Here is a 25,336-nt window from a genome sequence, read left to right as displayed (position 1 = left end):
GAGGCACAGCCTCGTCTTCCCGGCTGATATCGTTCGCCCCGTCATGGCTGGTGACCAAACCCCCCGTCCAGCCGGTGAACCGGACGACATTCCGTCCGGCGCCGGTCAGGGTTGGACCGCGCTCAGCTACCTCATCGGAGGCATGCTCGTGTGGGGTTTCATCGGTTGGCTTGTTGACCAGTGGCTCGACACCGGTGGCGTCGCCACCGGGATCGGCGTCGTGCTCGGTATGGCCGGGGGCATCATCCTGGTCGTCCGCCGGCTCGGCACGCCTACTTAGGAAGGGACGCGGTGTTCGGACAGGCGAATGTCCTGGCAGCGGGCCAGGCGAATTTCCCACCCACGGTGGAGGACTTCTACCTGCCCAGCATCCTGCCCTGGGGTGCACACGACTCGTACTGGTTCACCAAGATCACGGCAATGGTCTGGATCGCGGTCGGCGTCCTGATCATCTTCTTCCTGGCGACCTATCGGAACCCGCAGCTGGTGCCGACGAAGAAGCAGTGGTTCGCCGAGTCGATCTACGGCTTCGTGCGCAACAACATCGCCGTCGACATGATCGGCCACGCGGGCGTGCGGTTCGCGCCCTACTTCACGACGCTGTTCTGCTTCGTGCTGCTGACGAACGCGTTCGCGATCATCCCGCTCTTCCAGATCTCGCCGAACTCGCACATCGCCTTCCCGGCGATCCTCGCGATCATCAGCTACGTGCTGTTCAACTACATCGGCATCAAGAAGCACGGCTTCGTCAAATACTTCAAGAACTCGCTGATCCCGCCGGCACCCTGGTACATCCTGCCGCTGCTGATCCCGATCGAGCTCTTCTCGACTTTCATCGTCCGGCCGTTCTCGCTCGCGGTTCGTCTCTTCGCGAACATGTTCGCCGGTCACATGCTCCTGCTGGTCTTCACGCTCGGCGGTTTCGCGATGCTGAGCGCCAACGCCTGGCTGGCCCCGGTCTCGGTGCTCTCCTGGGTGATGACCATCGCGCTCACCTTCCTCGAGTTCCTGGTGATCTGCCTGCAGGCGTACGTCTTCACCGTCCTCACCGCCAGCTACGTGCAGGGCGCGCTCGCCGACGAGCACTGATCCACCCGCACCAACCGTTGTCGTCCCGCGTGAGAGTCACGTGTGATAACCAGGAGGAACCACACCAATGGACGCTAGCGTTCTCGCCGAGGTCACCGGTAGCACCGCTGCCATCGGCTACGGCCTCGCCGCCATCGGCCCCGGCATCGGCGTCGGCCTGGTCTTCGCCGCCTACATCCAGTCGACCGCCCGTCAGCCGGAGTCGTCCCGGATGACCCTGCCGTACGTCTGGATCGGCTTCGCCGTCATCGAGGCGCTGGCGCTGCTGGGCATCGCCTTCGGCTTCATCTGGGCCGGCTGATCCCGCCCCTAGACCGGGAGGTAACCATGTACTTCCTCGCCGCTGAGGGTGGTGAGTCGACCCACAACCCGATCATCCCGCTCTGGCAGGAGATCGTGGTCGGTTCGGTCGCCTTCGCCGTGCTCTGCTTCGTGCTGATGAAGTTCGTCTTCCCCCGCATGGAGCAGACGTTCCAGGCTCGGGTCGACGCGATCGAGGGCGGCATCAAGCGCGCCGAGGCCGCCCAGGCCGAGGCGAACCAGCTGCTCGAGCAGTACCGTGCCCAGCTCGCCGAGGCCCGGACCGACGCCGCCAAGATCCGTGACGACGCGCGGGCCGACGCCGAGGGCATCCGGCAGGACATCCTCGCCAAGGCGCGGGAGGAATCCGACCGGGTCATCCAGGCCGGCAAGGACGCGCTCGCCGCCGAGCGGGCCACCATCGTGCGCGAGCTGCGCACGGAGGTCGGCACGATCGCGGTGGATCTCGCCAGCAAGATCGTTGGCGAGTCGCTGGCCGACGAGGCACGACGCAAGGGCACCGTCGACCGGTTCCTGAGCGGTCTCGAGAGCACGGGGGCCCGCTGATGCAGGCCGCCAGCCGGGAGTCGTACAAGGCCGGGGCCGAGCGCCTCGACGCGTACGTCCGCGGCAACGACGCGGTCGCGGCGGCACACACCGCCAACGACCTGCTCGCCGTCGCCGGGCTGCTGCGGCGCGAGCCGCGGCTGCGCCGGGCCCTCTCGGACCCGGCCCGGTCCGGCGCTGACCGCGCCGAACTGCTCGGCGGGATGCTGCGCGGCAAGATCGGCGACGGCGCGCTCGACCTGCTCGCCGCGCTGGTCTCCGGCCGTTGGTCGGCACCGTCGGAGTTGCTCGACGGCGTCGAGCGGCTCGGCGTGGAGGCGGCACTGGCCAGCACCGAGGCCTCCGGCGATCTCGGCGAGGTCGAGGACGAGCTGTTCCGCTTCGGGCAGGTCGTCGCCGGCCAGCCCGAGCTCTCGGCGGTGCTGTCCAACCCCGCGGTTCCGGTGGACCAGCGGGGGGTCCTGGTCGGCGAGCTGCTCTCCGGCAAGGCCCACCTGGCCACCGTCCGCCTCATCGAGGTGGCGCTTGCCGGCTTCGGGGGGCGTTCCTTCAGCGGATCGCTCACCCGGCTCGTGGAACTCGCCGCCGAACGGCGGGACCGTCAGGTGGCGTACGTCACCGTGGCGGCCCCGTTGAGTGACGACGAGGAGCGCCGGCTGGGTGCGAGCCTCGCTGGGATATACGGTCGAGAGGTCTCCGTCAAGCAGACGGTCGACCCCCACGTCCTGGGTGGCGTGAGCGTGCGGGTCGGCTCCGACCTGTACGACGGCACCATCCTTCGCCGCCTCAACGAGACCCGCAACGCGCTCGCGAAGCGCTGAACGGCTCGCCGCCCAGCGGCTGAGCGGCTCCGCCGCCCAGCGTCGGGGCGGCTCCGCCGCTCAGCGCCCGGATTGACAGACGCCATTCGGACCGGTCGGTACTAGGTATCCCGGGCCCCTGAATTTTAAGGAAGCAGAGGATGGCCGAGCTGACCATCTCGACGGAGGAGATCCGCGGCGCCCTGGAGCGCTACGTCTCTTCCTACTCGTCCGACGTCTCCCGCGAGGAGGTCGGCACCGTCGCCGACACCGGTGACGGTATCGCCCACGTCGAGGGCCTGCCCTCGACCATGACCAACGAGCTTCTCGAGTTCGAGGACGGCACGCTCGGCGTGGCGTTGAACCTCGACGTCCGGGAGATCGGTGTCGTTGTTCTCGGTGACTCCGCCAAGCTGGAGGAGGGGCAGCGCGTCAAGCGCACCGAGCGGGTTCTCTCCGTTCCGGTGGGCGACGCCTTCCTCGGCCGCGTGGTCAACGCGCTCGGTGACCCGATCGACGGGCTCGGCGACATCGCCAACGAGGGCTTCCGCGAGCTGGAGCTGCAGGCTCCGAACGTGATGTCCCGGCAGTCCGTCGACGAGCCGCTGCAGACCGGCATCAAGGCCATCGACGCGATGACCCCGATCGGTCGGGGTCAGCGGCAGCTGATCATCGGTGACCGGAAGACCGGCAAGACCACTGTCGCCCTGGACGCCATCCTCAACCAGCGCGACAACTGGCGCACCGGCGACCCGAAGAAGCAGGTCCGCTGCATCTACGTCGCCATCGGCCAGAAGGCCTCCACGATCGCCTCCATCAAGGGGCAGCTAGAGGAGGCGGGCGCGATGGAATACACCACCATCGTGGCCTCCCCGGCCTCCGACCCGGCCGGCTTCAAGTACCTCGCCCCGTACACCGGCTCGTCCATCGGGCAGCACTGGATGTACGGCGGCAAGCACGTCCTGATCGTCTTCGACGACCTGAGCAAGCAGGCCGAGGCGTACCGGGCCGTGTCGCTGCTGCTGCGTCGCCCGCCGGGCCGTGAGGCGTACCCGGGCGACGTCTTCTACCTGCACTCCCGCCTGCTGGAGCGCTGCGCCAAGCTCTCCGACGAGCTGGGTGGCGGCTCGATGACCGGTCTGCCGATCATCGAGACGAAGGCCAACGACATCTCGGCCTTCATCCCGACCAACGTCATCTCGATCACCGACGGCCAGATCTTCCTGGAGACCGACCTGTTCAACCAGGGCGTTCGTCCGGCGATCAACGTCGGCACCTCGGTCTCCCGGGTCGGTGGCGCCGCGCAGGTGAAGCCGATGAAGAAGGTCGCCGGTTCGCTGCGGCTCAACCTCGCGCAGTACCGCGAGCTGGAGGCGTTCGCCGCCTTCGCCTCCGACCTGGACCGGGCCTCCCGCGCCCAGCTGGACCGCGGTTCGCGCTTGGTCGAGCTGCTCAAGCAGCCGAACTACTCGCCGTTCCCGGTGCAGGAGCAGGTCGTCTCGGTCTGGGCCGGCACCGAGGGCAAGCTGGACGACATCCCGGTGGGTGAGGTACGGCGCTTCGAGTCGGAGTTCCTCCAGTACCTGCGGCACAAGCACGAGGGTGTGCTGGCCGGCATTGCCGACAACCAGTGGAACGATGACATCATCGGCTCCCTGGACAGCGCGATCGCCGAGTTCAAGCAGGTCTTCCTCAACAAGGAGGACGAGCGTCGGGTCAACGACGCGCCGGCCGCACCGCTTGAGGGCGACGAGAACCGCGAGACGGTGACCCGCTTCCGCGACGGCGCGACCGACCGCCCGGCCGAGAGCTGATCCCGTGGCGGCCCAGGTACGCGTTCTTCGTCAACGGATCCGCTCGGCGAAGTCGATGAAGAAGATCACCAAGGCGATGGAGCTCGTGGCGACGAGCCGGATCGCCAAGGCTCAGGCCCGGGTGCAGGCGTCCCTGCCGTACGCCCAGGCCATCACCGGTGTGCTCACGGCGCTGGCGTCCAACGCGCGGATCGACCACCCGCTGCTCACCCCGCGCGAGCGGGTGCGGCGGGCCGGCGTCCTGTTGGTCACCAGCGACCGTGGCCTGGCCGGCGGTTACAGCTCCAACGCGATCAGGATGGCGGAGTCGCTGATCGCGCGGCTCAAGGCGGACGGCAAGGAGCCGGTGCTCTACGTCATCGGGCGTAAGGGCGTCGGGTTCTACCGGTTCCGCGAACGGCCGATCGAGGCCAACTGGACCGGGTTCAGCGAGCAGCCGTCGTTCGAGGACGCCCGCGCCGTCGGTGAGACGCTGATCAAGGCGTTCACGGCCGGTGCGGACGACGTCGACGGCGGTGCCGGAGCGGACGGGGTGCTCGGCGTCGACGAGTTGCACATCGTCTACACCGAGTTCCACTCGCTGATGACGCAGAACCCGGTCACCAAGGTGATCGGTCCGATGCAGGTGGAGGACCGGCCGCGCTCCGAGGGGCTGCTGCCGGCGTACGAGTTCGAGCCGGAGGCGGAGGCGCTGCTCGACGCGCTCCTGCCGAGGTACATCAACACGCGGATCTACGCGGCGTTGATCGAGTCGGCGGCGAGTGAGTCGGCGGCACGGCGGCGGGCGATGAAGAGCGCCACCGACAACGCCGAAGAGATGATCGAGAAGTACACGCGCGAGATGAACTCGGCTCGCCAGGCCGGGATCACCCAGGAGATCAGCGAGATCGTCGGCGGCGCGAACGCGCTGGCCGCGTCGGGAAGTGAAGTGTGATGACTGCACCAGTAGAGACCAAGACGGCCACGGGTCGCGTGGTCCGGGTCATCGGCCCGGTCGTCGACGCCGAGTTCCCGCGCGACGCCATGCCGGCCCTGTTCAACGCGCTCAACGTTGACGTTCAGCTGTCCGGCGGTGAGAAGACGCTGACCCTGGAGGTCGCCCAGCACCTGGGTGACAACCTGATCCGTGCCATCTCGATGCAGCCGACGGACGGCCTGGTTCGCGGCGCTGAGGTGCGTGACCGCGGCGAGCCGATCACCGTGCCGGTGGGCGACGCGGTCAAGGGCAAGGTGTTCAACGCGATCGGCGAGGTGCTCAACCTCAAAGAGGGCGAGACGTTCGAGGCCGACGACCGGTGGGGCATCCACCGCAAGGCCCCGGCCTTCGCGGACCTGGAGCCGAAGACCGAGATGCTGGAGACCGGCATCAAGGTCATCGACCTGCTCGCTCCGTACGTCAAGGGCGGCAAGATCGGCCTGTTCGGCGGCGCGGGCGTGGGCAAGACGGTGCTCATCCAGGAGATGATCACCCGGGTTGCCCGCAACTTCGGTGGTACCTCGGTGTTCGCCGGCGTGGGTGAGCGCACCCGTGAGGGCAACGACCTCATCGCCGAGATGACCGAGTCCGGCGTCATCGACAAGACCGCACTGGTCTACGGCCAGATGGACGAGCCGCCGGGCACCCGGCTGCGGGTGGCCCTCTCCGCGCTGACCATGGCGGAGTACTTCCGGGACGTGAAGAAGCAGGAGGTGCTGCTCTTCATCGACAACATCTTCCGCTTCACCCAGGCCGGTTCGGAGGTGTCCACCCTGCTCGGCCGTATGCCGAGCGCCGTGGGTTACCAGCCGACCCTGGCCGACGAGATGGGCGAGCTCCAGGAGCGGATCACCTCCGTCCGGGGCCAGGCCATCACGTCGATGCAGGCGATCTACGTGCCGGCGGACGACTACACCGACCCCGCTCCGGCCACCACGTTCGCCCACCTGGACGCGACCACCAACCTGGAGCGGTCGATCTCCGACAAGGGCATCTACCCGGCCGTGGACCCGCTGGCGTCCTCGTCCCGGATCCTCGCCCCGGAGTTCGTCGGCCAGGAGCACTTCCAGGTCGCCACCGAGGTGAAGCGGATCCTGCAGCGCTACCGCGACCTGCAGGACATCATCGCCATCCTCGGTATCGAGGAGCTCTCCGAGGAAGACAAGATCACCGTGGCCCGGGCCCGGCGGATCGAGCGCTTCCTCTCGCAGAACACGTACGCCGCGGAGCAGTTCACCGGCGTGCCGGGCTCGACGGTCCCGATCAAGGAGACCATCGAGGCGTTCCGCAAGATCAGCGAGGGTGAGTACGATCACTTCCCCGAGCAGGCGTTCTTCATGTGTGGCGGTCTCGAGGACCTCGAGGCCAAGGCTGCGGAGCTGATGAAGGACTGACCAGCCCGATCGGATCTGCAACAAAAAGACTGCCCCGGCAATGCCGGGGCAGTCTTTTGTTCATGTTCGCGTCCTATCATCGTCGCGGTCCGTTACTCGTGGTCGGCACAGACGAGCCACCCGAGATACGGTCGTTCCGCGCTCATACGTGAAAGAGCGTTGATCTTTGCAACCTTTCGGCGACGTGCGCCCGTCTTCCTCCCGTGGGGCGTGACGAACGGAGAACTCGTGGGTAAGGCCGGCAAGAGTGGCCGCAAGTCGTCGGTCTGGCGGGGTGTGCCGCGCTGGGCCAGGATCTGCACGGTGTTCGGCACCGTGTTGACCGTGCTCAGCGGTGCCGTGCTGGTCGGCACCGAGGTGCTCATGGCCCGCTACGAGGGGGCGGTGGGCAAGGCGGACCTGTTCGGCGACCAGGCGGCCGGTGCCCAGGCGAAGAAGAGCGAGATCAAGGGCCCGCTCAACATCCTGCTGGTCGGCATCGACCCGCGTACGGCGACGGCGGCGCCGCTGGCCGACTCGATCATGGTGCTGCACGTGCCGGCGACGATGGACCGGGCCTACCTCTTCTCACTGCCGCGCGACCTCTACGTGCACATCCCGGCGTTCAAGAAGGCCAACTTCGCGGGCGAGTCCACGAAGATCAACGCCGCCATGTCGTTCGGCAGCCAGGTGCCGGGGGCGAACCCCGACGCCGCCCGGGGCTTCGAGCTGCTGGCCACCACCGTGCAGAACGTGACGGGCATCAAGCGGTTCGACGCTGGCGCGATCATCAACTTCACCGGCTTCCAGAAGATCGTCGATGCCATGGGTGGCGTCAACATGTACATCGAGCGGGACGTGAAGTCCGAGCACAAGCAGCCGGACGGCAAGGCCCGGCCGGGCAACACTCGCGGCGAGGGCTACGTCGGGCCGCAGGCGGTCTACAAGAAGGGCAACCAGCACCTGAGTGGGTGGCAGGCGCTGGACTACGTTCGGCAGCGCTACCCGAAGAACGGCGTTCCGGACTCCGACTACGGCCGGCAGCGCCACCAGCAGCAGTTCGTCAAGGCCATGGTCGGCCAGGCGTTCAGCGCCGATGTGGTGTCCAACCCGATCAAGCTGGACAAGGTGCTCCGCGCCGCCGGGCAGTCGTTGATCTTCAACGGACGGGGCAACAGCGTTGTCGACTTCGGGCTCGCCCTGAAGGACATCCGCCCCAACACGATCCAGATGATCAAACTGCCCGGTGGTGGCATGTACGACGGCAAGAAATACCTGGGTGAGCAGTTCCAGCCGGGGGTCCCGGACTTCTTCGCCGCGCTGAAGAACGAGCAACTCGACCCGTTCCTGCTGGAGCACCCCGATTTCGTCAACAAGACCAAGTAGCCGGGGCGCGGTTCTCCCCACCCGCGTGGGGCGCGCGTCGGCGTCAGGCTAGACTTTCGGCAATCCGTAGCCGCAGCAAGGAGACAGCGTGGCACAGCAGCTTCACGTCGAGCTCGTCGCCGTCGAGGAGAAGGTCTGGTCGGGTGACGCCGAGATGGTCGTCGCTCGCACGACCGAAGGCGAGCTGGGTGTTCTGCCGGGGCACGCGCCGCTGCTCGGCCAGCTCGCCGAGCCCGGCCAGGTGCGCATCAAGCTCGCCGGCGGTGAGCAGGTCGCCTACGAGGTGGCCGGCGGCTTCCTCTCGGTGAGCGCCGACGGTGTCACCGTCCTGGCCGAGAGCGCAACCCCGGTTTCCGCACCGAGCCGCTGAGTCACACCGGGGATGGAGATCGTCGAAGGATTCGGGATCGGCGTAGTCGTCATCCTCCTCGCGCTTTTCGTTCTCTTCGTCCGGCGAGCTCTGGTCACCCGCAGCGGTGGCATCATCCGGCTCAGCGTCCGGGTCTCCACCATGCTCGACGGCCGCGGCTGGTCGCCCGGCTTCGGTCGGTTCGCCGATGACGAGCTTCGGTGGTACCGGATGTTCAGCTTCGCGATCCGCCCCAAGCGGGTGCTGTCGCGCAAGGGGCTGGCGGTGGAGCGCCGCCGATTGCCCGAAGGTCAGGAGCGGCTCTCCATGCCGGCCGACTGGGTGATCCTCCGCTGTACCAGTCACCACGCACCGGTGGAGATCGCCATGGCGCGATCGACCGTGACCGGTTTCCTCTCCTGGCTCGAGGCCGCCCCTCCGGGGGCGGTCTCGCCACGTCTGGCCTCCCAGGACTGGCCGGCCGCCTGAGGGCTGCTGTGGCTGCCTGAGCCGTCTCTGGTCGCCGCCGGGAAGCCCTTCCGCGTGATCGACTCGGTTTTCGTGATGTCGGGGCGTCCTGCTGGTCTGGATGCCCCGTTTTTCTTGAACCCGAGTCGATCACGCCGCCCACTCGGTTCACGTAGGCGTGGGGGCGGCCAGATCGGGAAGTCACTGCCCGACGTGGTGCAGAGCCCCTCTGGTCAGCGCTTGCCGCCGGGCACCCATAGCACGTCTCCCGCCGGATTTGCCGTTCTTGACAGGATAAAGAGCAGATCGGAGAGCCGGTTGAGATACTTTGCCGGGAGCGTGCTGGTTCGGTCCGGGTCGTGGGCCACCAGCGCCCACGCCGCCCGTTCGGCACGCCGGGCGATGGTTCGCGCCACATGCAGCAGCGCCGCGCCCGCGGTGCCGCCGGGGAGGATGAAGGAGTCGAGCTTGCTCAGGCGTGCGTTGTACTCGTCGCACCAGCCTTCCAGGCGCTCGACGTACTCCTCGGTCACCCGCAGCGGCGGGTACTTCGGCTCCTTCTCGACCGGGGTGGACAGGTCGGCGCCGACGTCGAACAGGTCGTTCTGCACCGACCCCAGCACTCCCCGCAGCGCCTCGTCGAGCTCGCCTATGGCGATCGCGACACCGATCGCCGCGTTGCACTCGTCGACATCCGCGTACGCGGCGATGCGTGGATCGGTCTTCGGCACCTGCTCGTTGTTGCTCAGCCTGGTCATGCCGGCATCGCCGGCCTTGGTGTAGATGCGCGTGAGGTGGACGGCCATGACGCACAGCCTACGGATTCCCGACCTGACGATCCCGGCGCGGCCGGACAGCTCCGCCAGTTGGCCTGTGGTGGTGGGCCCCGGCGACGCGGGCGACACGGCGGTCAACGACGTCGACGTCATCCGGGTCCACGGTGACGCCCGCCTGGCCGGCACCGTGCACGTGGTCGGCGCCAAGAACTCGGCGCTGAAGCTGATGGCCGCCGCGCTGCTCGCGCCGGGCCGCAGCGTGATCACGAACGTCCCGCGGATCACCGACATCGCGATCATGGGGGAGGTGCTGCGCCGGCTGGGTTGTGACGTCCGGTTCGACGCGGACGACCCGGTCGACCCGATGGTCGCCCGCGGTGGGGTGGCCCGGTCCCGCTCGGTGACCATCGACGTGCCCGAGCAGCCGGGCGCCGAGGCCGACTACGACCTGGTCCGGCGGTTGCGCGCGTCGATCTGTGTGCTCGGCCCGCTGCTGGCCCGTCGGGGGTACGTGCGGGTGGCCCATCCCGGCGGCGACGCCATCGGGTCACGGGGGCTGGACATGCACATCTCCGGGCTGACCCGGATGGGTGCGGAGATCTCCGGTGAGCACGGGTTCGTCATCGCCTCGGCCCCGCACGGGCTGCGTGGCGCGGACATCGTGCTGGACTTCCCCAGCGTCGGCGCGACCGAGAACCTGGTGATGGCGGCGGTGCTCGCCCAGGGCACCACGATGATCGACAACGCGGCCCGCGAGCCGGAGATCGTCGACATCTGCACGATGCTCAACGAGATGGGCGCGCGGATCGTCGGCGCGGGCACGTCCACGTTGCGGATCACCGGGGTCCCCGGTCTGCGCCCGGTGCGCCACGCCACGGTGGGGGACCGGATCGTCGCCGGCACCTGGGCGTTCGGCGCGGCGATGACCCGGGGAGACGTGACGGTGACCGGCCTGGACCCGGCGTATCTGGAGGTCGCGCTGGACAAGGTGGTGGCGGCCGGTGGCCTGGTGGAGACCAGGGGGGACGGCTTCCGCGTACGGATGGACGAGCGGCCCCGGGCGGTGGACGTGGTGACGCTGCCGTACCCCGGCTTCGCCACCGACCTGCTGCCGATGGCGATCGGGCTGGCCGCGGTCAGCGACGGCGCCTCCCTGATCACCGAGAACATCTTCGACGGCCGGTTCATGTTCGCCAACGAGATGATGCGGCTCGGTGCGGACATCAAGACCGATGGGCACCACGCGGTCGTCCGTGGGCGGGATCGGCTCTCCGGGGCGCCGGTGCGGGCCACCGACATCCGCGCCGGCGCGGGGCTGATCATCGCCGGGCTGTGCGCGCAGGGGGTCACCGAGGTCTCCCACGTGCATCACGTCGACCGGGGGTACCCGGACTTCGTGGCCGACCTGCGCGCACTCGGGGTGGCGGTCGAGCGGGGCACCGCACCGGAGGAACCGTCGCTGGAGATCTGACCCGCCGGGAGGCCCCGAGGCAGGCCCGGGCAACGCCGCCGGACGGGCGCCTTGCCGGGCAACGCCGCCGGACGGCCCCTTAGCCATCGTTCAGGCTCGCCGACTAGGGTGTTTGCAGGCACTCAATCGCAGCGAGGGAGAAGTAGATGGCGGGTCGACTCGCGGTCGTCGGGGCCGGGCTGATGGGCTCCGGCATCGCTCAGGTGGCGGCGCAGGCCGGCTGGCAGGTGACGTTGCGCGACCTGGACGACGCGGCCACCACCCGGGGGCTGGGCGGCATCCGGAAGTCGCTGGAGAAGTTCGCCGAGAAGGGCAGGATCGAGGCGTCCGAGGTCGAGGCGACGCTGGCCCGGATCACCCCGACCACCGACCTGGAGGCGGCGGCGGACGCGGACATCGTCGTCGAGGCGGTCTTCGAGCGGCTGGAGATCAAGCACGAGGTGTTCCGCGCCCTGGACAAGATCTGCAAGGCTGACGCGGTGCTCGCCACCAACACCTCGGCCATCCCGGTCACCCAGATCGCCGCGGTGACCGAGCGACCCGAGTCGGTCGTCGGCACCCACTTCTTCTCCCCGGTGCCGATGATGCAGCTCTGCGAGCTGGTACGCGGTTACAAGACCAGCGACGCCGCGCTGGACACCGCACGGGCCTTCGCCGAGGAGATCGGCAAGACGGTGGTGGTGGTCAACAGGGACATCGCCGGCTTCGTCACGACGCGGCTGATCTCCGCCCTGGTGATGGAGGCGGTCAAGCTGGTGGAGTCCGGCGTGGTGTCCGCCGAGGACCTGGACACGGCCTGCCGCCTCGGCTTCGGGCACGCGATGGGTCCGCTGGCCACCACCGACCTGACCGGTGTGGACGTGCTGCTGCACGCCTCGAAGAACATCTACACCGACACGGCCGACGAGAAGTTCTTCCCGCCGGAGCTGCTCCAGCGCATGGTCACCGCGGGCGACCTGGGCCGCAAGACCGGCAAGGGCTTCTACACGTACTGAGCGGGACATGGAAAGGGGGCGGACGCACAGCGCCTGCCCCCTTTCTCCGCGTCAGCCGTCGCGCTTGGTGGTCCAGCGGAAGGTGGTCAGGCAGAGCACCACGCCGATCACGCACCACAGGGCCAGCACCAGCGCGACCCGGCCCAGCTCGAACGAGCCGCCCGGTTCCTGGGCGCCGAAGCCGTCGGGCAGGAAGACCGACCGCAGCCCCTGGCACATCCACTTGAGCGGGAACAGCGCCGCCACCTGCTGCATCCAGGTGGGCAGGTCGGTGAAGACGAAGAACACCCCGGAGATGAACTGGAGCACCAGGGCGACCGGGGTGACCACCGCCGAGCCGCTGCGGGCGGTGCGGGCCAGCGACGAGATGGCGATGCCGCACAGGGTGCAGGCGGTCACCCCGAGCCCGGCGACCCAGCCGAAGGTCAACCACTTCCCGGCGGTGCCCGGCAGGTCGAGGTCGAACAGCGCCACCGCGACGGCCAGCAGCAGCGCGGTCTCGGCGATGCCGATCGCCACCACCATGATCACCTTGCCGGCGAACCAGACCCACTTCGGCATCGGCGTGCCCCGGTAGCGCTTGAGCACCCCCCGGTCCCGTTCGATCGGGATCCAGATGCCCAGGTTCTGGAAGCTCACCGTCATCAGGCCGGTCGCGATCATGCCGGTGATGAAGTACTGGGTGTACTTGACCCCGCCACCGATCTCGCCGCTGAAGATCGACGCGAAGATCAGGATCATGATGATCGGGAAGCCCATGGTGAAGACCACGGACTCCCGGCTGCGCAGGAACTGGGTGATCTCCAGCCGGCCCTGGCGCAGCGCGAGCGCGCCAGCGTTCGGTCGCTGGCCCCGTGGGGCGGCGACCGCGGAGGCCGGTTTTGTCGTGGTCGTCATTGCGCGTGTCCGATCATTTTCAGGTAGACGTCCTCCAGGGTCGGCCGGGTCACCGTGAGGCCGGGGACCTCGCCGCCGTGGCGCGCGGCCAGGTCGGCCACGAGGGCCGTCGGCGTCGCGGTTTGCGCAAGCTCCAGCGTCCCGTCCGGGGTACGCCAGGAAACCGTTGCCAGGGCCTCCTGCCGGTTGCCCAGCCGGTTAGGGGCGGCCACCTCGACCAGCCGGCCACCGGCGATCACACCGACCCGGTCGGCGAGCGCCTCCGCCTCGTCCAGGTAGTGCGTGGTCAGCACGATGGTGGTGCCGGCCGCGGCGAGGTCGCGGATCAGCTCCCAGAACTCGCGGCGGGCCTCCGGGTCGAAGCCGGTGGTCGGCTCGTCGAGGAAGAGCAACTCGGGGCGACCGATGATGCCCAGCGCCACGTCCAGGCGGCGCTTCTGCCCGCCGGAGAGGGTGTGCGTACGGGCCTTCGCCTTGGCGGCCAACCCGACCCGCTCGATCACCTTGTCCGGGTCGTCGGCGTCGGGGTAGAAGCCGGAGAAGTGCCGGATCACCTCGGCCACGGTCAGCTCGTCGAACTCGCCGGTGCCCTGGAGCACGATGCCGACACGGGAGCGCCAGTCGGCGTCCGGGTGAGCCGGGTCCGCGCCGAGCACGAAGACCTCGCCGGCATCCCGGTGCCGGTAGCCCTCGAGGATCTCCACGGTGGTGGTTTTGCCGGCGCCGTTCGGGCCGAGCAATGCGAACACCTCACCGCGGCGCACGTCGAGATCCACGCCCGCCACCGCCACGTTGTCGCCGTACGCCTTGCGCAACCCTCGGACGGAGATGGCCAGCTCGTCATCCATGCCGTCCAGTGTGCGTCCTGACTCTGCCGGCCCGGTGCCCGGGGTGTGGCGGTGCGCGCCACTGCGGGTACTTCGCACCCGGATGTCCCCGACATGGACCTGTGTGGTTTTCCACAGCCCCTTTTACTGGGCGGTAACTTAAACTCCGGCCATGGACGAGACGGCATTTCCGGGACGGCTGCCCGAGCGGGACCGCCCGTGGGTGATGCGTACCTACGCCGGCCACTCGTCGGCGACCGCGAGCAACGCTCTCTTCCGCCGCAATCTGGCGAAGGGACAGACCGGCCTCTCGGTCGCCTTCGACCTGCCCACCCAGACCGGGTACGACCCGGACCACGAACTGGCCTCCGGCGAGGTCGGCCGGGTCGGCGTGCCGGTGGCGCACCTCGGCGACATGCGGGCGCTCTTCGACGGCATCCCGCTCGCCGACACGAACACCTCGATGACGATCAACGCTCCGGCGATGTGGCTGCTCTCTCTCTACGGGACTGTGGCGACCGAGCAGGGCGCCGAGCTGGCCCGCTGCTCGGGCACCACCCAGAACGACATCATCAAGGAGTACCTGTCCCGGGGGACGTACATCTTCCCGCCAGCGGCGTCCCTGCGGCTCACCGCCGACGTGGTGGCGTACACGCTGCGGGAGATGCCCCGGTGGAACCCGGTCAACATCTGCTCGTACCACCTCCAGGAGGCCGGGGCCACGCCCGTGCAGGAGGTCGGCTTCGCGCTGGCCACCGCGGTCGCCGTCCTCGACGCGGTCCGTGACTCCGGCCAGGTGCCGGCCGAGCGGATGGGCGACGTGGTCCAGCGGATCTCGTTCTTCGTCAACGCCGGGGTGCGTTTCGTCGAGGAGATCGCCAAGATGCGCGCGTTCGGCGTGCTCTGGGACGAGATCACCCGGGACCGGTACGGGGTCACCGACGCCAGACAACGTCGGTTCCGCTACGGCGTGCAGGTCAACTCGCTGGGCCTCACCGAGGCGCAGCCGGAGAACAACATCCAGCGCATCGTGCTGGAGATGCTCGGCGTGACGATGTCCCGCGACGCCCGGGCCCGCGCGGTGCAGCTGCCCGCCTGGAACGAGGCGCTGGGCCTGCCCCGCCCCTGGGACCAGCAGTGGTCGTTGCGGATGCAGCAGGTCCTGGCGTACGAGTCGGATCTGCTCGAATATCCCGACATCTTCGCCGGCTCGCACGTGATGACCGCGTTGGTCGACGAGATCGTCACCGGGGCGCGGGTCGAGCTGGACAAGGTGCTGGAACTGGGCGGCGTGGTCGCCGCCGTGGAGACCGGCTACCTCAAGAGCGCGCTGGTCGGGTCGCTGGCCGAACGCCGCAGGCGGCTGGAGTCCGGTGCCGACGTGGTGGTCGGGGTCAACCGGTACACCGAAACCGAATCCTCCCCGCTGACCGCCGCCGGCGCGGAAGCCGTCGAGCAGGTCGACCCCGCGGTCGAGGCGGCCGCCACCGAGGGCGTACGCCGATGGCGGGCCGACCGGGACGCGGCCGCCGTCGACGCGGCCCTCGGGCGGCTCCGCGCGAACGCCGCGACCACCACCAACCTGATGCCGGCCACACTGGAGTGCGTGCGGGCCGGGGTGACCACCGGCGAGTGGGCCGGCGCGCTGCGCCAGGTCTTCGGCGAGTACCGCGCACCGACCGGCCTGGCCGGCGCCACCGGCAGCGGCGGCGACCCCGGCCTGACCGCCGTCCGCGAGCGGGTCGCCGCCACCGCCCGCGAGCTGGGCAGCGGCCGGCTGCGGCTGCTGGTCGGCAAACCCGGCCTGGACGGGCACTCCAACGGCGCCGAGCAGATCGCGGTACGCGCCCGCGACGCCGGCTTCGAAGTCGTCTACCAGGGCATCCGGCTGACGGCGGGGCAGATCGTGGCCGCCGCCGTCGAGGAGGACGTCGACCTGGTCGGGCTGTCCGTGCTCTCCGGGTCGCACCTGGCCGCCGTGCCGGCGGTGCTCGACGGGTTGCGCGCCGCCGGCCGGGCGGACCTGCCGGTGGTGGTGGGCGGCATCATCCCCGCCGGCGACGCGGACACGCTCCGGGCCGCCGGGGTGGCCCGGGTCTTCACCCCGAAGGACTTCGCCCTCACCGGCATCATCGACGACCTTGTCACCGTCATCCGCCGGGCCAACGACCTGCCCTGACCCGTCGATCAGGCGTCAGACGCGGAAGCCGGCGGCGCGGGCCGCGTCGCGTTCCCGGCGGCGAACGGAGCGCCGCCGGAAGAACCAGTAGACGAAGAACACCAGGCCGAGCAGGAAGACGAGCACCAACACCGGCAGGATGATCGCCACCAGCGAGACCACCACGCTGGTGGCGTCCTCAGCGGTGCTCGCGACCGGGGCGCCGAACCCGGCGGTGGTCGCGTTGACGATGGGACGTGCCGCGGACTTGAGCAGGTGCACGCCCAGTGCCAGCAGCACGCCGGTGACGACCGGCACCCACTGGTGGGTCGAGAAGAAGGTCTCCGGGTCGCTGACCGTCACCGTCTCCGACGAGGAACCGGCACCGAAGGCCAGGCCGCCGGCGGTGGGCCGGACCACGGTCTGCACCACGTCGTTGATGTGGTCGACGACGGGCACCTTGTCCGCCACCACCTCGACGGCGAGCAGCACGGCCATGATGAGGATGACCCAGCCGTTGCCGAGCCAGGTCCAGCCACTGGGCAGGTCGATCAGATCGGTGTAACGGCCGAGGAGACCGAGGATGAGCAGGGGTATGTAGGCGTTCAGCCCCGCTGAGGCGGCGAGGCCGGTGCCGGTGAGGACTTCGAACACGGTCTCAGCATGGCATCGACGCGCCAGTGCCGCTCCTGGCGACCGGGGGGTCCTCAGCTACCCTCGTCGGGTGCGGTTGGTCATTGCGAAGTGCTCGGTGGACTACGTCGGACGGCTCTCGGCTCACCTGCCGCTGGCCACCCGGTTGCTGATGGTGAAGGCGGACGGGTCGGTGTCGATTCATGCCGACGACCGGGCGTACAAGCCGTTGAACTGGATGAGCCCGCCATGTCGGCTGGAGGAGGCCCCCGGTGTGTGGCGGGTGGTCAACAAGGCTGGCGAGGAGTTGCGGATCACCCTGGAGGAGATCTTCCAGGACACCTCGTACGAGCTGGGTGTCGACCCCGGCCTCCGCAAGGACGGGGTGGAGGCGCACCTCCAGGAGTTGCTGGCCGCCAACCCCAGCGCGTTGGGTGAGGGGTTCACGCTGGTCCGCCGCGAGTACATGACCGCGATCGGCCCCGTCGACCTGCTGTGCCGGGACGCCAACTCCGGTTCGGTCGCCGTCGAGGTCAAGAGGCGTGGCGACATCGACGGCGTGGAGCAGTTGACCCGGTACCTCGAGTTGATGAACCGTGACCCGCTGCTCAGCCCGGTTGTCGGGGTCTTCGCGGCGCAGGAGATCAAGCCGCAGGCCCGGGTGCTCGCCACCGACCGGGGCATCCGGTGCGTGGTCGTGAACTACGACAAGCTGCGGGGCATCGAGAAGGACGAGCTGACGCTGTTCTGAGCGGCCCAGCTCCCGGTGGGTCGTGCGGCTCAGCTCCCCGTACGCACCGCGATCAGCGACTTGGGCAGGCCGAACACCCGCTCGACCAGCATGGTCGAGTCCGGGAAGTAGTGGCGCATCTGCGAGCGGTCCAGCAGCTCGGTCCAGAGCACCTGGTGGATGGCGGCGTCGTGGCTGCGGGTCGGCTTGTGCCCCAACGGCCACCGCCTGGCGAACGCGGTGCGCAGCCGCACCGGTAGGAACTGCATGCCCGGCGCGATCCAGTGTGGCTCGATCGGGAAGTAGCGGTAGGGCGTCTGCACCCAGTGCCGGTCGGCCAGCGAGCGGACGGCGGCGGCGAAGCGCAACCGGCGTTCGTGCCCGCCCACGTGCTCCAGCACCGAGTTCGAGAAGACCATGTCGAAGCTGCCTCCGGCGAGGCGCGCCGGGAGGTCGCAGGCGTCGGCCTGCTCGACGTGGGCCCACTCAGGCACAACGGCCGGGGGTTTTTCCAGGTTGACGACGGTCACCCGGGCCGGCCGGACGGTGGCGCGGTGCCAGGTGCCGAGCCGACCGCCGAGATCGACCACGTGCATGTCGCCGATGTCGGGGAAGGTGCGCGCCAGCCAGTCCGAACGGTGCCGACGTCGCCGGGCGCTCCACGACTGGTCACTGTCGACAAGGCGGTAGCGCAATCGATTGGGGCCCATTTAACGCAATGTACCGCCGTAACCACCCGTACACACATGTCGATTCGCCGATCCTTGTTGAAGATCGGCTATCTGACACTCACCTTCCGTACATCACCTTGATCGCCTTGACGAGCCGGGCCACGTCGGTCGGCGTCCGTTCGAAGGTCATCGACGGCAGCAGCGACCGGGCGCGACGCCGGGTGATCGCCTTGGCCCGGCCGAACTCGCGCAGCCCGTCCTCCCCGTGGATCCGCCCGAAGCCGGAGTCGCCCACCCCGCCGAACGGCAGGGTGGACATGCCGGCGAAGGTCAGGGTGGAGTTGACCGAGGCCATTCCGGAGCGCAGCCGCCGGGCGATGGCCACCGCGCGCCGTCGGCCGAAGACCGAGCCGCCCAGGCCGTAGGGCAGGGCGTTGGCGCGGGTGACGGCCTCGTCGGCGTCGCGGACCCGGCTGATGGTCAACGTGGGGCCGAAGGTCTCCTCCTGGACGGCGGCCGACTCCTCCGGCACGTCCACGAGCACGGTCGGGTGGACGTACGGCGGTTGCACGGCGCTCGGGCCACCAAGCACGGCGCGCCCACCGGAGTCGATCGCGGCGTCGATGTGCCGGCGGATCACGTCGATCTGCCGGGGCATGGTGATCGGGCCGATGTCGCTGCCTTCCGGCCCGACGGTCAGCCGACCGGCGCGGGCCACCACCCTGTCGACGAAGGCGTCGAAGACCGAGTCGACGGCGTAGACCCGCTCGATGCCGATGCAGGTCTGGCCCGCGTTGGTCATGCCGCCCCAGACACAGGCCTCCGCGGCGGCGTCCAGGTCGGCGTCGCTGTCGACGATCATGGCGTCCTTGCCGCCGCCCTCGATCAGCACCGGGGTCAGCGTCTCGGCGCACGCGGCCATCACCTTGCGGGCGGTCGCGGTGGAACCGGTGAAGGCCACCTTGTCGACCCCGGAGCGGCACAGAGCGGCACCCACGTCGCCCAGCCCGTGCACGGCGGTGAACACCGGGTGCTCGGGCACCACCTCGGCGAAGCTGTCCACCAGCCACTGGCCGACGGCGGGCGTGTATTCGCTGGGCTTGAGCACCACGGCGTTGCCGGCGGCCAGCGCGTACGCGGCGGAGCCGATCGGCGTGAAGACGGGATAGTTCCACGGCCCGATCACGCCGACCACGCCGTGCGGCTGGTATTCGAGGTGACCGGAGAACTCGGCGAGGATGAGCCGGGACCGCACCCGGCGTGGGCCGAGCACGCGGCCGGCGTTGCGGGCGGCCCAGTCGATGTGCTCGATCGCGGTGACGATCTCGACGATCGCGTCGGCGACCGGCTTGCCGCCCTCGACGTGCACCAACTCGGCCAACTGCTCGATCCGCTTGGCGAGCAGCGCGCGCCACCGCAGCAGCCGGTCGCGGCGGCCGGTGAAGCCGAGCCCGACCCACCACTCGCCGGCCGCCCGGGCGCGGTCGACGGACTGTCGCACCTCGGCGTCGGAGGCGATCGGGAGGCGACCGGCCTCGGTGCCGGTGGCCGGGCTGGTCGAAACCAGCTGGCCCTCCTCGATGACCGGGGTACCCGGGACATGCACAGCCGTCATGACGGAAGTCTAGACCCGAGAACTACTCGCTGGTAGGTCCGCGATCCGAGGCGGCGGGACGGGAGTCGCTCCACCCCGACCGATCGTTGATCAGTGCAGGTCAGGGCAGCGATGGCCTGTGCGGTCCGCCCGAATCGTCGAACGGCAGGTGGCCGGGAGGTGACGAGAGGCTGACCGGCCGGTCGGTATTGACGATTACCGTCTGATGGCAGGCTGACGCGCGGAGTGACGGTGTGGGGTGGAGGGCTGACTGTCCATGGAGGAACATCCGGAACTGATGCCGCTGTTGACGGTCGCGGGTGGGCCGATGCGCGGTGCGAGCTTTCGACTGCGGGGCGAGCCGCAGGTGATCGGTCGGGCACCGACCGGCCACGTGGTCATCGCCGACCCGCATCTGAGTCGTCGGCACGCCGAGGTGTGGCTGACCCCGGAGGGGCCGTCCCTGCGGGACCTGGGCTCCACCAACGGCACCTGGCTCAACGACCGACGGATCAGCGAGGTCGAGCTGCTCTCCGACGGCGACGTGATCCGGCTCGGCCGGACCGAGCTGCGACTGTTCGATCCCGGTGTGGCGCTCACCGACCCGGTGGGGCTCAGCTTCGGGCCGTCCCGGCGGGACGTCCGACCGACGCTGCCGCTGCCGTTGGCCGCGCCGCCCAGCGGACGTCGCTGAGACGGGAGGGCCCCTTCCCTCCCACCCGGCGCACGTCGGATGCTGAGTGCGGTCCACACCCGGGGCGCGCCCCGGGTGTCCGCCGGACACCTGGACCGGCGGGGGCCCGCGTGGCAGCATGCCGCGGATGGAGACCGAGCAGCGGACCGTGACGGCGAACGGCATCACCCAGGCGGTACGGGTGGCCGGCCCGCCGGACGGCACACCGGTGCTGCTGATCCACGGCAACTGCTCGTCCGCGCTGTTCTGGGAGCCACTGGTGCGGCGGCTGCCGCCGACGCTGCGGGTGGTCGCACCCGACCTGCGGGGGTACGGCGACTCCGAGACGGCGCCGGTGGACGCCACCCGGGGCCTGCGCGACTTCGCCGACGACGTGGCGGCCCTGCTGGACGACCCGACGCTCTTCGGTGCCGACGCCCGCCCGGTGGTGGTCGGGCACTCCCTCGGTGGCGGCGTGGCGATGCGACTGCTGGTCGACCATCCGCACCGGGTGGGAGCGTTGCTGCTCGCGGCACCGGTCTCCCCGTACGGCTTCGGCGGCACCCGTGACCTGACCGGCACGCCGACCACACCCGACTTCGCCGGCACCGGCGCCGGCACGGCCAACCCGGACTTCGTCGCCCGGCTCGCGGCCGGTGACCGCAGCGCGGACGCCCCGGCCAGCCCGCGTGCCGTGCTGCGAGCCACGTACGTGGCCGATCCCGCCTCGCTTGTCGAGGACGAGGATCTGCTGCTGGACACCGTGCTCTCCACCGCCACCGGGGACGACAACTACCCGGGCACGGCGGTGCCCTCGGAGAACTGGCCGGGCACCGCACCGGGGGAGCGCGGCGTGCTCAACGCGCTCGCGCCGACCTTCTTCCGGCTCGCCGACGAGCTGGTGGCCGTCGCCGAGAAGCCCCCGGTCACCTGGGTACGCGGCGCCGCCGACGTCATCGTCTCGGACACCTCGCTGTTCGACCTGGCGTACCTGGGCTCGCTGGGTCTCGTGCCCGGCTGGCCGGGCGAGGACGCCTGCCCACCGCAGCCGATGGTCGGCCAGACCCGGGCGGTGCTGGAGCGGTACGCGGCGGCCGGCGGCGCGTACCACGAGGTGGTGCTGCCCGGCTGTGGTCACAGCCCGCACCTGGAGCGCCCCGCGGAGTTCGTCGCGGAGCTGCTGGCACTGACCACCGTGCCGACCGCCTGACAGGCGCTCTGGCACCCGCCGGGGCATGGGTGAAATATCCCACGGCGTCTCGACAACCCAGCGTCACGTGGCAGACTCGCGCGCATAACCTTAGCGGCCGTTCAGTGGTCGTGCGGAGTCTCTGGGGAGGCCGGTCGTGGCGCGCGATTTCAGCACCGTTGGCGTGGTGGGGCTGGGCACCATGGGTGCCGGCATCGTCGAGGTCTTCGCCCGTAACGGCATCGACGTGGTGGCCGTCGAGATCTCCGAGCCGGCGCTGGAGCGCGGCCGGGCCACCCTCGCCGGCTCCACCGACCGTGCCGTCGCCAAGGGCAAGCTCGCCGCCGCCGACCGCGACGCCCTGCACGAGCGGGTGCACTTCGCGGTCGGGCTGGACGCGCTGCACTCCGTCGACCTGGTCATCGAGGCGGTGCCCGAGCACCTGGACCTCAAGCAGCGGATCTTCGCGGAGCTGGACCGGGTCTGCCGGCCGGAGACCATCCTCGCCACCAACACCTCCTCGTTGAGCGTCACCGAGATCTCGGTGGCCACCAGCCGGCCCAACCAGGTGATCGGCATCCACTTCTTCAACCCAGCGCCGGTGATGAAGCTGGTCGAGGTGGTCCGCACTGTCGTCACCTCGCCCGAGGTGGTCGCCGACGTCGAGGCGCTGTGCGCCCGGCTCGGCAAGGTCGACGTCACCATCAACGACCGGGCCGGGTTCATCGCCAACGCGCTGCTGTTCGGCTACCTCAACCACGCGGTCGGCATGTTCGAGGCGCACTACGCGACCCGGGAGGACATCGACGCCGCGATGAAGCTCGGCTGCGGCCTGCCGATGGGCCCGCTGGCGCTGATGGACCTGATCGGCCTGGACACCGCGTACGAGATCCTGGACACCATGTACCGGCGTGGCGGGCGGGACCGCCGGCACGCCCCGGTGCCGCTGCTCAAGCAGATGGTCACGGCGGGGCTGCTCGGCCGGAAGTCGGGTCGGGGCTTCTACACCTACGAGCGGCCCGGTTCGCCGGTGGTCGTACCGGACGAGGCGACGCCGCTGGCCACGGAGGCCGCGGTCGCCGACGGCGCGCGGGCCATCACGAAGGTCGGCGTGGTGGGCTCCGGGACGATGGCCACCGGGATCATCGAGGTCTTCGCCAAGGCCGGCTACGAGGTCGTCTCGGTGACCCGCGGCATGGAGAAGTCCGCGAAGGTCTGCGAGGCCGTGAAGACCTCGCTGAACAAGGGCGTGGTGCGGGGCAAGCTCGCCGAGGCCGACCGGGACGCCGCGCTCGGCCGGATCAGCTGGTCGGCCACGCTCGACCACCTTGCCGACGTCGACCTGGTGGTCGAGGCGGTGGTCGAGGAGCTGAGCGTCAAGAAGGCCCTCTTCGCGAGCCTCGACGAGATCTGCAAGCCAGGCGTCGTGCTGGCCACCACCACCTCCTCGCTGCCGGTGATCGACGTGGCGATGGCCACCCATCGGCCGGCCGACGTGGTGGGGCTGCACTTCTTCAACCCGGCGCCGGTCATGCCGCTGGTCGAGGTGGTCCGCACCATCCGCACCTCCCCGGAGGCCACCGCCACCGCCCGCGCTGTCTGCGCCGCCCTCGGCAAGACCGGCGTGGTCTGCGGCGACCGGTCCGGGTTCATCGTCAACGCGCTGCTCTTCCCCTACCTGAACGACGCGGTGAAGATGCTGGAGGCCAGCTACTCGACGGCCGACGACATCGACCACGCCATGAAGCTGGGCTGCGGCTACCCGATGGGCCCGTTCGAACTGCTCGACGTGGTCGGGCTGGACGTCTCGCTGGCGATCCAGCGCGAGCTGTACCTGGAGCTGCGCGAGCCAGGCTTCGCGCCCGCGCCGCTGCTGGAGCACCTGGTCACCGCCGGCTACCTGGGCCGCAAGACCCGCCGCGGCTTCCGCGACCACTCACACCGCTGACGGGGTCAACGCCGGAGGGGCCCGGCCGCGTCTGAGGGATGTGACCTTCGAGGAGTACGTCGGCACCCGCGGCCCGGCCCTGATCCGGCTGGCGCGGCTGCTGACCGGTGACGAGCACCGGGCCGAGGACCTCACCCAGGAGGTGCTGTCCCGGGCGTACGTGCACTGGCGCAGGATCTCGCGGGCGGACCGGCCCGACGTGTACGTACGTCGGATGCTGGTCAACGCCAACCACTCCTGGTGGCGTCGCCGGTCCAACCGTGAGCTGGTCGTCGACACCTTCGCCGACCGGGCGCAGCGTGGCGACCTCGGCCGCGAGGCGGCCGACCGGGACGAGATGTGGCGGCTGATCCTCGGCCTGCCCGAACGCCAGCGGGCGGTGCTGGTGCTGCGCTTCTACGAGGACCTCGACGACGCGACCATCGCCCAGATCCTGGACTGCTCGCCGGTCACCGTCCGCACCCACGCGATGCGGGCGCTCGCCAACCTCCGGGAGCGCTGCGGTGCCCCGGCCACGAACGGGAGTCGACCGTGACAGACCTCGACGAGCGGATCGTCCGAACCCTGCGGGACCGTGCCGAGGGCGCCGTGGACGCCGACCGGCTGTTGCGGGCTTCCCACGCTCGGGGCCGCCGCCGCCAACTCCACCGCCGGGTCGCCGCAGGGACCGCGTTGTCCCTGGTCGGCGCGCTCGGCATCGTGGGAGTGATTGGGACGGGCCTCGACGGGTTGACCGGCCGCCTGCCCTGGACCGCCACCACGTCGACCGGTGCCGCGCCGGTGCCCCCCCTCGCCGGCGGGGTGCCCGGTGCCGCTGCCGACCCGGCGCTGGTCGGCGCCGATCCGCAGGTGCTGCACTTCGGACTCGACCCGACCCGGGCCCGCTACCTCGGCTGGGAGGTGATCCGAGATCAGGGCGAGACGGTACGGCTCAGCGTGGCAGGCAGCGAGGAGGTGCGCATCGACGTGGGCAGGTCCTCCGACCTGTCCAGCACCGTCACCATCGACGGGACGTCGTTCGAGGTGACGGAGCTGGGACGCCCGATCTTCGACGGCGCGATCCGCCCGGTCAGCGGCATGGCCCGTGGGCTGGTCAAGTTGTGGCAGCCCGCGCCGGGCCTGTACGCCCGTGCCGTCATGCTGCACGGGGACCGTGCCGTTCTGAATCAGGCGGTCGAGGCCCTGCGCTGGAAGGAGGCCCGACGATGCGCCGCGCCGCTGCGGCTCGGTGCCCTGCCCGAAGGCGCGAAGGTCACCGTCTGCTCGGTCGACATCGACTCGTACCCGAGACTGGTCACCGCCCGGTTCGCCCTCCAGCGGGCCGCGATGGAGAACATGTCGGTGGAGTACCGGTACGCGAGCAAGGCGGGCACCTACACCGAGGCGGATCGGACCATCGGGGGCCGACCCGCGTTGCTCTCCGCGAAGGGGACGAGGTTGGAGCTGGTCGGCATCCCCCAAACGGTGGTGACCGCCGACTTCGGCTGGCCCTGGGATGGTGAGAGACCCGCGAGCATCTTCACCGAGGCGGAGGCGACGGCCCTGCTGGCGGACGTGAAATTGTCCGAGGACCCGACCCAGCCGCAGAGCTGGGAGTGACCTCAACCGTTGGGCGGGCTGGCCGCGAGGTCGTCCCGCCCGACGGACCGTAC

General features: G+C 69.9%; 26 protein-coding genes. 20 read left to right on the top strand and 6 right to left on the bottom strand.

The window, feature by feature from the left end; translation table 11 throughout:
* Nucleotides 1–43 precede the first annotated feature (43 nt).
* The 11 genes from HNR22_RS13945 to HNR22_RS13895 all read left to right on the top strand — a co-directional run bounded on the left by HNR22_RS13945 (nt 44) and on the right by HNR22_RS13895 (nt 9,143).
* Nucleotides 44–280, top strand: a complete 237-nt coding sequence (locus HNR22_RS13945) for an AtpZ/AtpI family protein (RefSeq protein WP_030488045.1) — start codon at nt 44–46, stop codon at nt 278–280.
* Between the two features lie 11 nt (nt 281–291).
* A complete protein-coding gene (atpB, locus tag HNR22_RS13940) occupies nt 292–1,089 on the top strand; it encodes a F0F1 ATP synthase subunit A (RefSeq protein WP_179780742.1) in 798 nt (265 codons plus the stop codon).
* Between the two features lie 67 nt (nt 1,090–1,156).
* The gene (locus HNR22_RS13935) at nt 1,157–1,390 is read left to right on the top strand and encodes an ATP synthase subunit c family protein (RefSeq protein ID WP_067312849.1); all 234 of its coding nucleotides are present in this window, start codon (nt 1,157–1,159) and stop codon (nt 1,388–1,390) included.
* A 26-nt stretch (nt 1,391–1,416) separates the two neighbouring features.
* Entirely contained in the window at nt 1,417–1,956 is a 540-nt protein-coding gene (locus HNR22_RS13930; RefSeq protein ID WP_179780741.1) for a F0F1 ATP synthase subunit B, read from the top strand.
* Nucleotides 1,956–2,777: a F0F1 ATP synthase subunit delta gene (locus tag HNR22_RS13925; RefSeq protein ID WP_179780740.1), complete on the top strand. Its 822-nt coding sequence runs from the start codon at nt 1,956–1,958 to the stop codon at nt 2,775–2,777. The genes HNR22_RS13930 and HNR22_RS13925 overlap by 1 nt, the downstream gene beginning before the upstream one ends.
* Nucleotides 2,778–2,917: 140 nt before the next feature.
* Entirely contained in the window at nt 2,918–4,570 is a 1,653-nt protein-coding gene (atpA, locus tag HNR22_RS13920) for a F0F1 ATP synthase subunit alpha (protein ID WP_179780739.1), read from the top strand.
* A 4-nt stretch (nt 4,571–4,574) separates the two neighbouring features.
* Complete coding sequence (locus HNR22_RS13915) at nt 4,575–5,504, top strand: F0F1 ATP synthase subunit gamma (protein WP_179780738.1); 930 nt, start codon at nt 4,575–4,577, stop codon at nt 5,502–5,504.
* Nucleotides 5,504–6,940, top strand: a complete 1,437-nt coding sequence (atpD, locus tag HNR22_RS13910; RefSeq protein WP_179780737.1) for a F0F1 ATP synthase subunit beta — start codon at nt 5,504–5,506, stop codon at nt 6,938–6,940. The genes HNR22_RS13915 and atpD overlap by 1 nt, the downstream gene beginning before the upstream one ends.
* 228 nt (nt 6,941–7,168) lie before the next feature.
* Nucleotides 7,169–8,305: an LCP family glycopolymer transferase gene (locus HNR22_RS13905; RefSeq protein WP_179780736.1), complete on the top strand. Its 1,137-nt coding sequence runs from the start codon at nt 7,169–7,171 to the stop codon at nt 8,303–8,305.
* An 88-nt stretch (nt 8,306–8,393) separates the two neighbouring features.
* Nucleotides 8,394–8,675 carry a F0F1 ATP synthase subunit epsilon gene (locus tag HNR22_RS13900; protein WP_151491389.1) on the top strand — a complete coding sequence of 94 codons (282 nt, stop codon included), beginning with the start codon at nt 8,394–8,396 and terminating at the stop codon, nt 8,673–8,675.
* Between the two features lie 12 nt (nt 8,676–8,687).
* On the top strand, nt 8,688–9,143 hold the full coding sequence (locus tag HNR22_RS13895) for a DUF2550 domain-containing protein (protein ID WP_179780735.1): 456 nt from the start codon (nt 8,688–8,690) through the stop codon (nt 9,141–9,143).
* A gap of 212 nt (nt 9,144–9,355) precedes the next feature.
* Here HNR22_RS13895 and HNR22_RS13890 read toward each other — a convergent pair whose 3' ends face one another.
* Nucleotides 9,356–9,928: a cob(I)yrinic acid a,c-diamide adenosyltransferase gene (locus tag HNR22_RS13890; protein WP_179780734.1), complete on the bottom strand. Its 573-nt coding sequence runs from the start codon at nt 9,926–9,928 to the stop codon at nt 9,356–9,358.
* Between HNR22_RS13890 and murA the strand changes: the two genes are divergently transcribed.
* Together murA and HNR22_RS13880 are read left to right on the top strand one after the other, a co-directional pair.
* Nucleotides 9,927–11,369 (top strand): UDP-N-acetylglucosamine 1-carboxyvinyltransferase, encoded by a 1,443-nt coding sequence (murA, locus tag HNR22_RS13885; protein WP_179780733.1) that lies wholly within the window; start codon nt 9,927–9,929, stop codon nt 11,367–11,369. The two genes, HNR22_RS13890 and murA, sit on opposite strands and share 2 nt — an antisense overlap.
* A gap of 146 nt (nt 11,370–11,515) precedes the next feature.
* The gene (locus HNR22_RS13880; RefSeq protein ID WP_099848176.1) at nt 11,516–12,364 is read left to right on the top strand and encodes a 3-hydroxyacyl-CoA dehydrogenase family protein; all 849 of its coding nucleotides are present in this window, start codon (nt 11,516–11,518) and stop codon (nt 12,362–12,364) included.
* 51 nt (nt 12,365–12,415) lie between these two features.
* On the opposite strand, the gene HNR22_RS13875 is transcribed toward HNR22_RS13880, so the two are convergent.
* Both HNR22_RS13875 and HNR22_RS13870 read right to left on the bottom strand, forming a co-directional pair.
* Complete coding sequence (locus HNR22_RS13875) at nt 12,416–13,261, bottom strand: ABC transporter permease (RefSeq protein WP_179780732.1); 846 nt, start codon at nt 13,259–13,261, stop codon at nt 12,416–12,418.
* On the bottom strand, nt 13,258–14,109 hold the full coding sequence (locus HNR22_RS13870) for an ABC transporter ATP-binding protein (RefSeq protein ID WP_179780731.1): 852 nt from the start codon (nt 14,107–14,109) through the stop codon (nt 13,258–13,260). Before HNR22_RS13870 ends, HNR22_RS13875 begins: the two co-directional genes overlap by 4 nt.
* 151 nt (nt 14,110–14,260) lie before the next feature.
* Here HNR22_RS13870 and HNR22_RS13865 point away from each other — a divergent pair, with 151 nt between their 5' ends.
* Nucleotides 14,261–16,267: a protein meaA gene (locus HNR22_RS13865; protein WP_179780730.1), complete on the top strand. Its 2,007-nt coding sequence runs from the start codon at nt 14,261–14,263 to the stop codon at nt 16,265–16,267.
* Between the two features lie 15 nt (nt 16,268–16,282).
* Here HNR22_RS13865 and HNR22_RS13860 read toward each other — a convergent pair whose 3' ends face one another.
* On the bottom strand, nt 16,283–16,900 hold the full coding sequence (locus HNR22_RS13860) for a DUF4126 family protein (RefSeq protein WP_179780729.1): 618 nt from the start codon (nt 16,898–16,900) through the stop codon (nt 16,283–16,285).
* A 70-nt stretch (nt 16,901–16,970) separates the two neighbouring features.
* On the opposite strand from HNR22_RS13860, the gene nucS reads away from it, so the two are divergent.
* Nucleotides 16,971–17,630: an endonuclease NucS gene (nucS, locus tag HNR22_RS13855; RefSeq protein ID WP_088951983.1), complete on the top strand. Its 660-nt coding sequence runs from the start codon at nt 16,971–16,973 to the stop codon at nt 17,628–17,630.
* A 29-nt stretch (nt 17,631–17,659) separates the two neighbouring features.
* Here nucS and HNR22_RS13850 read toward each other — a convergent pair whose 3' ends face one another.
* Complete coding sequence (locus tag HNR22_RS13850) at nt 17,660–18,319, bottom strand: methyltransferase domain-containing protein (protein WP_179780728.1); 660 nt, start codon at nt 18,317–18,319, stop codon at nt 17,660–17,662.
* Between the two features lie 79 nt (nt 18,320–18,398).
* On the bottom strand, nt 18,399–19,895 hold the full coding sequence (locus HNR22_RS13845; RefSeq protein WP_179780727.1) for an aldehyde dehydrogenase family protein: 1,497 nt from the start codon (nt 19,893–19,895) through the stop codon (nt 18,399–18,401).
* Nucleotides 19,896–20,151: 256 nt separating this feature from the next.
* Between HNR22_RS13845 and HNR22_RS13840 the strand changes: the two genes are divergently transcribed.
* The 5 genes from HNR22_RS13840 (at nt 20,152) to HNR22_RS13820 (ending at nt 25,283) form a co-directional block, all read left to right on the top strand.
* A complete protein-coding gene (locus HNR22_RS13840) occupies nt 20,152–20,568 on the top strand; it encodes an FHA domain-containing protein (RefSeq protein ID WP_088949895.1) in 417 nt (138 codons plus the stop codon).
* 118 nt (nt 20,569–20,686) lie between these two features.
* Nucleotides 20,687–21,757 (top strand): alpha/beta hydrolase, encoded by a 1,071-nt coding sequence (locus HNR22_RS13835; protein WP_425488054.1) that lies wholly within the window; start codon nt 20,687–20,689, stop codon nt 21,755–21,757.
* A 136-nt stretch (nt 21,758–21,893) separates the two neighbouring features.
* Nucleotides 21,894–23,684 carry a 3-hydroxybutyryl-CoA dehydrogenase gene (locus HNR22_RS13830; protein ID WP_179780725.1) on the top strand — a complete coding sequence of 597 codons (1,791 nt, stop codon included), beginning with the start codon at nt 21,894–21,896 and terminating at the stop codon, nt 23,682–23,684.
* Between the two features lie 40 nt (nt 23,685–23,724).
* A complete protein-coding gene (locus tag HNR22_RS13825; protein WP_179780724.1) occupies nt 23,725–24,219 on the top strand; it encodes a SigE family RNA polymerase sigma factor in 495 nt (164 codons plus the stop codon).
* Nucleotides 24,216–25,283, top strand: a complete 1,068-nt coding sequence (locus tag HNR22_RS13820) for a hypothetical protein (protein WP_179780723.1) — start codon at nt 24,216–24,218, stop codon at nt 25,281–25,283. Before HNR22_RS13825 ends, HNR22_RS13820 begins: the two co-directional genes overlap by 4 nt.
* Nucleotides 25,284–25,336 lie beyond the last annotated feature (53 nt).

Source organism: Micromonospora jinlongensis (assembly GCF_013410645.1).
Lineage (GTDB): Bacteria > Actinomycetota > Actinomycetes > Mycobacteriales > Micromonosporaceae > Micromonospora > Micromonospora zamorensis.
This window is presented reverse-complemented; position numbering and strand designations above follow the sequence as displayed.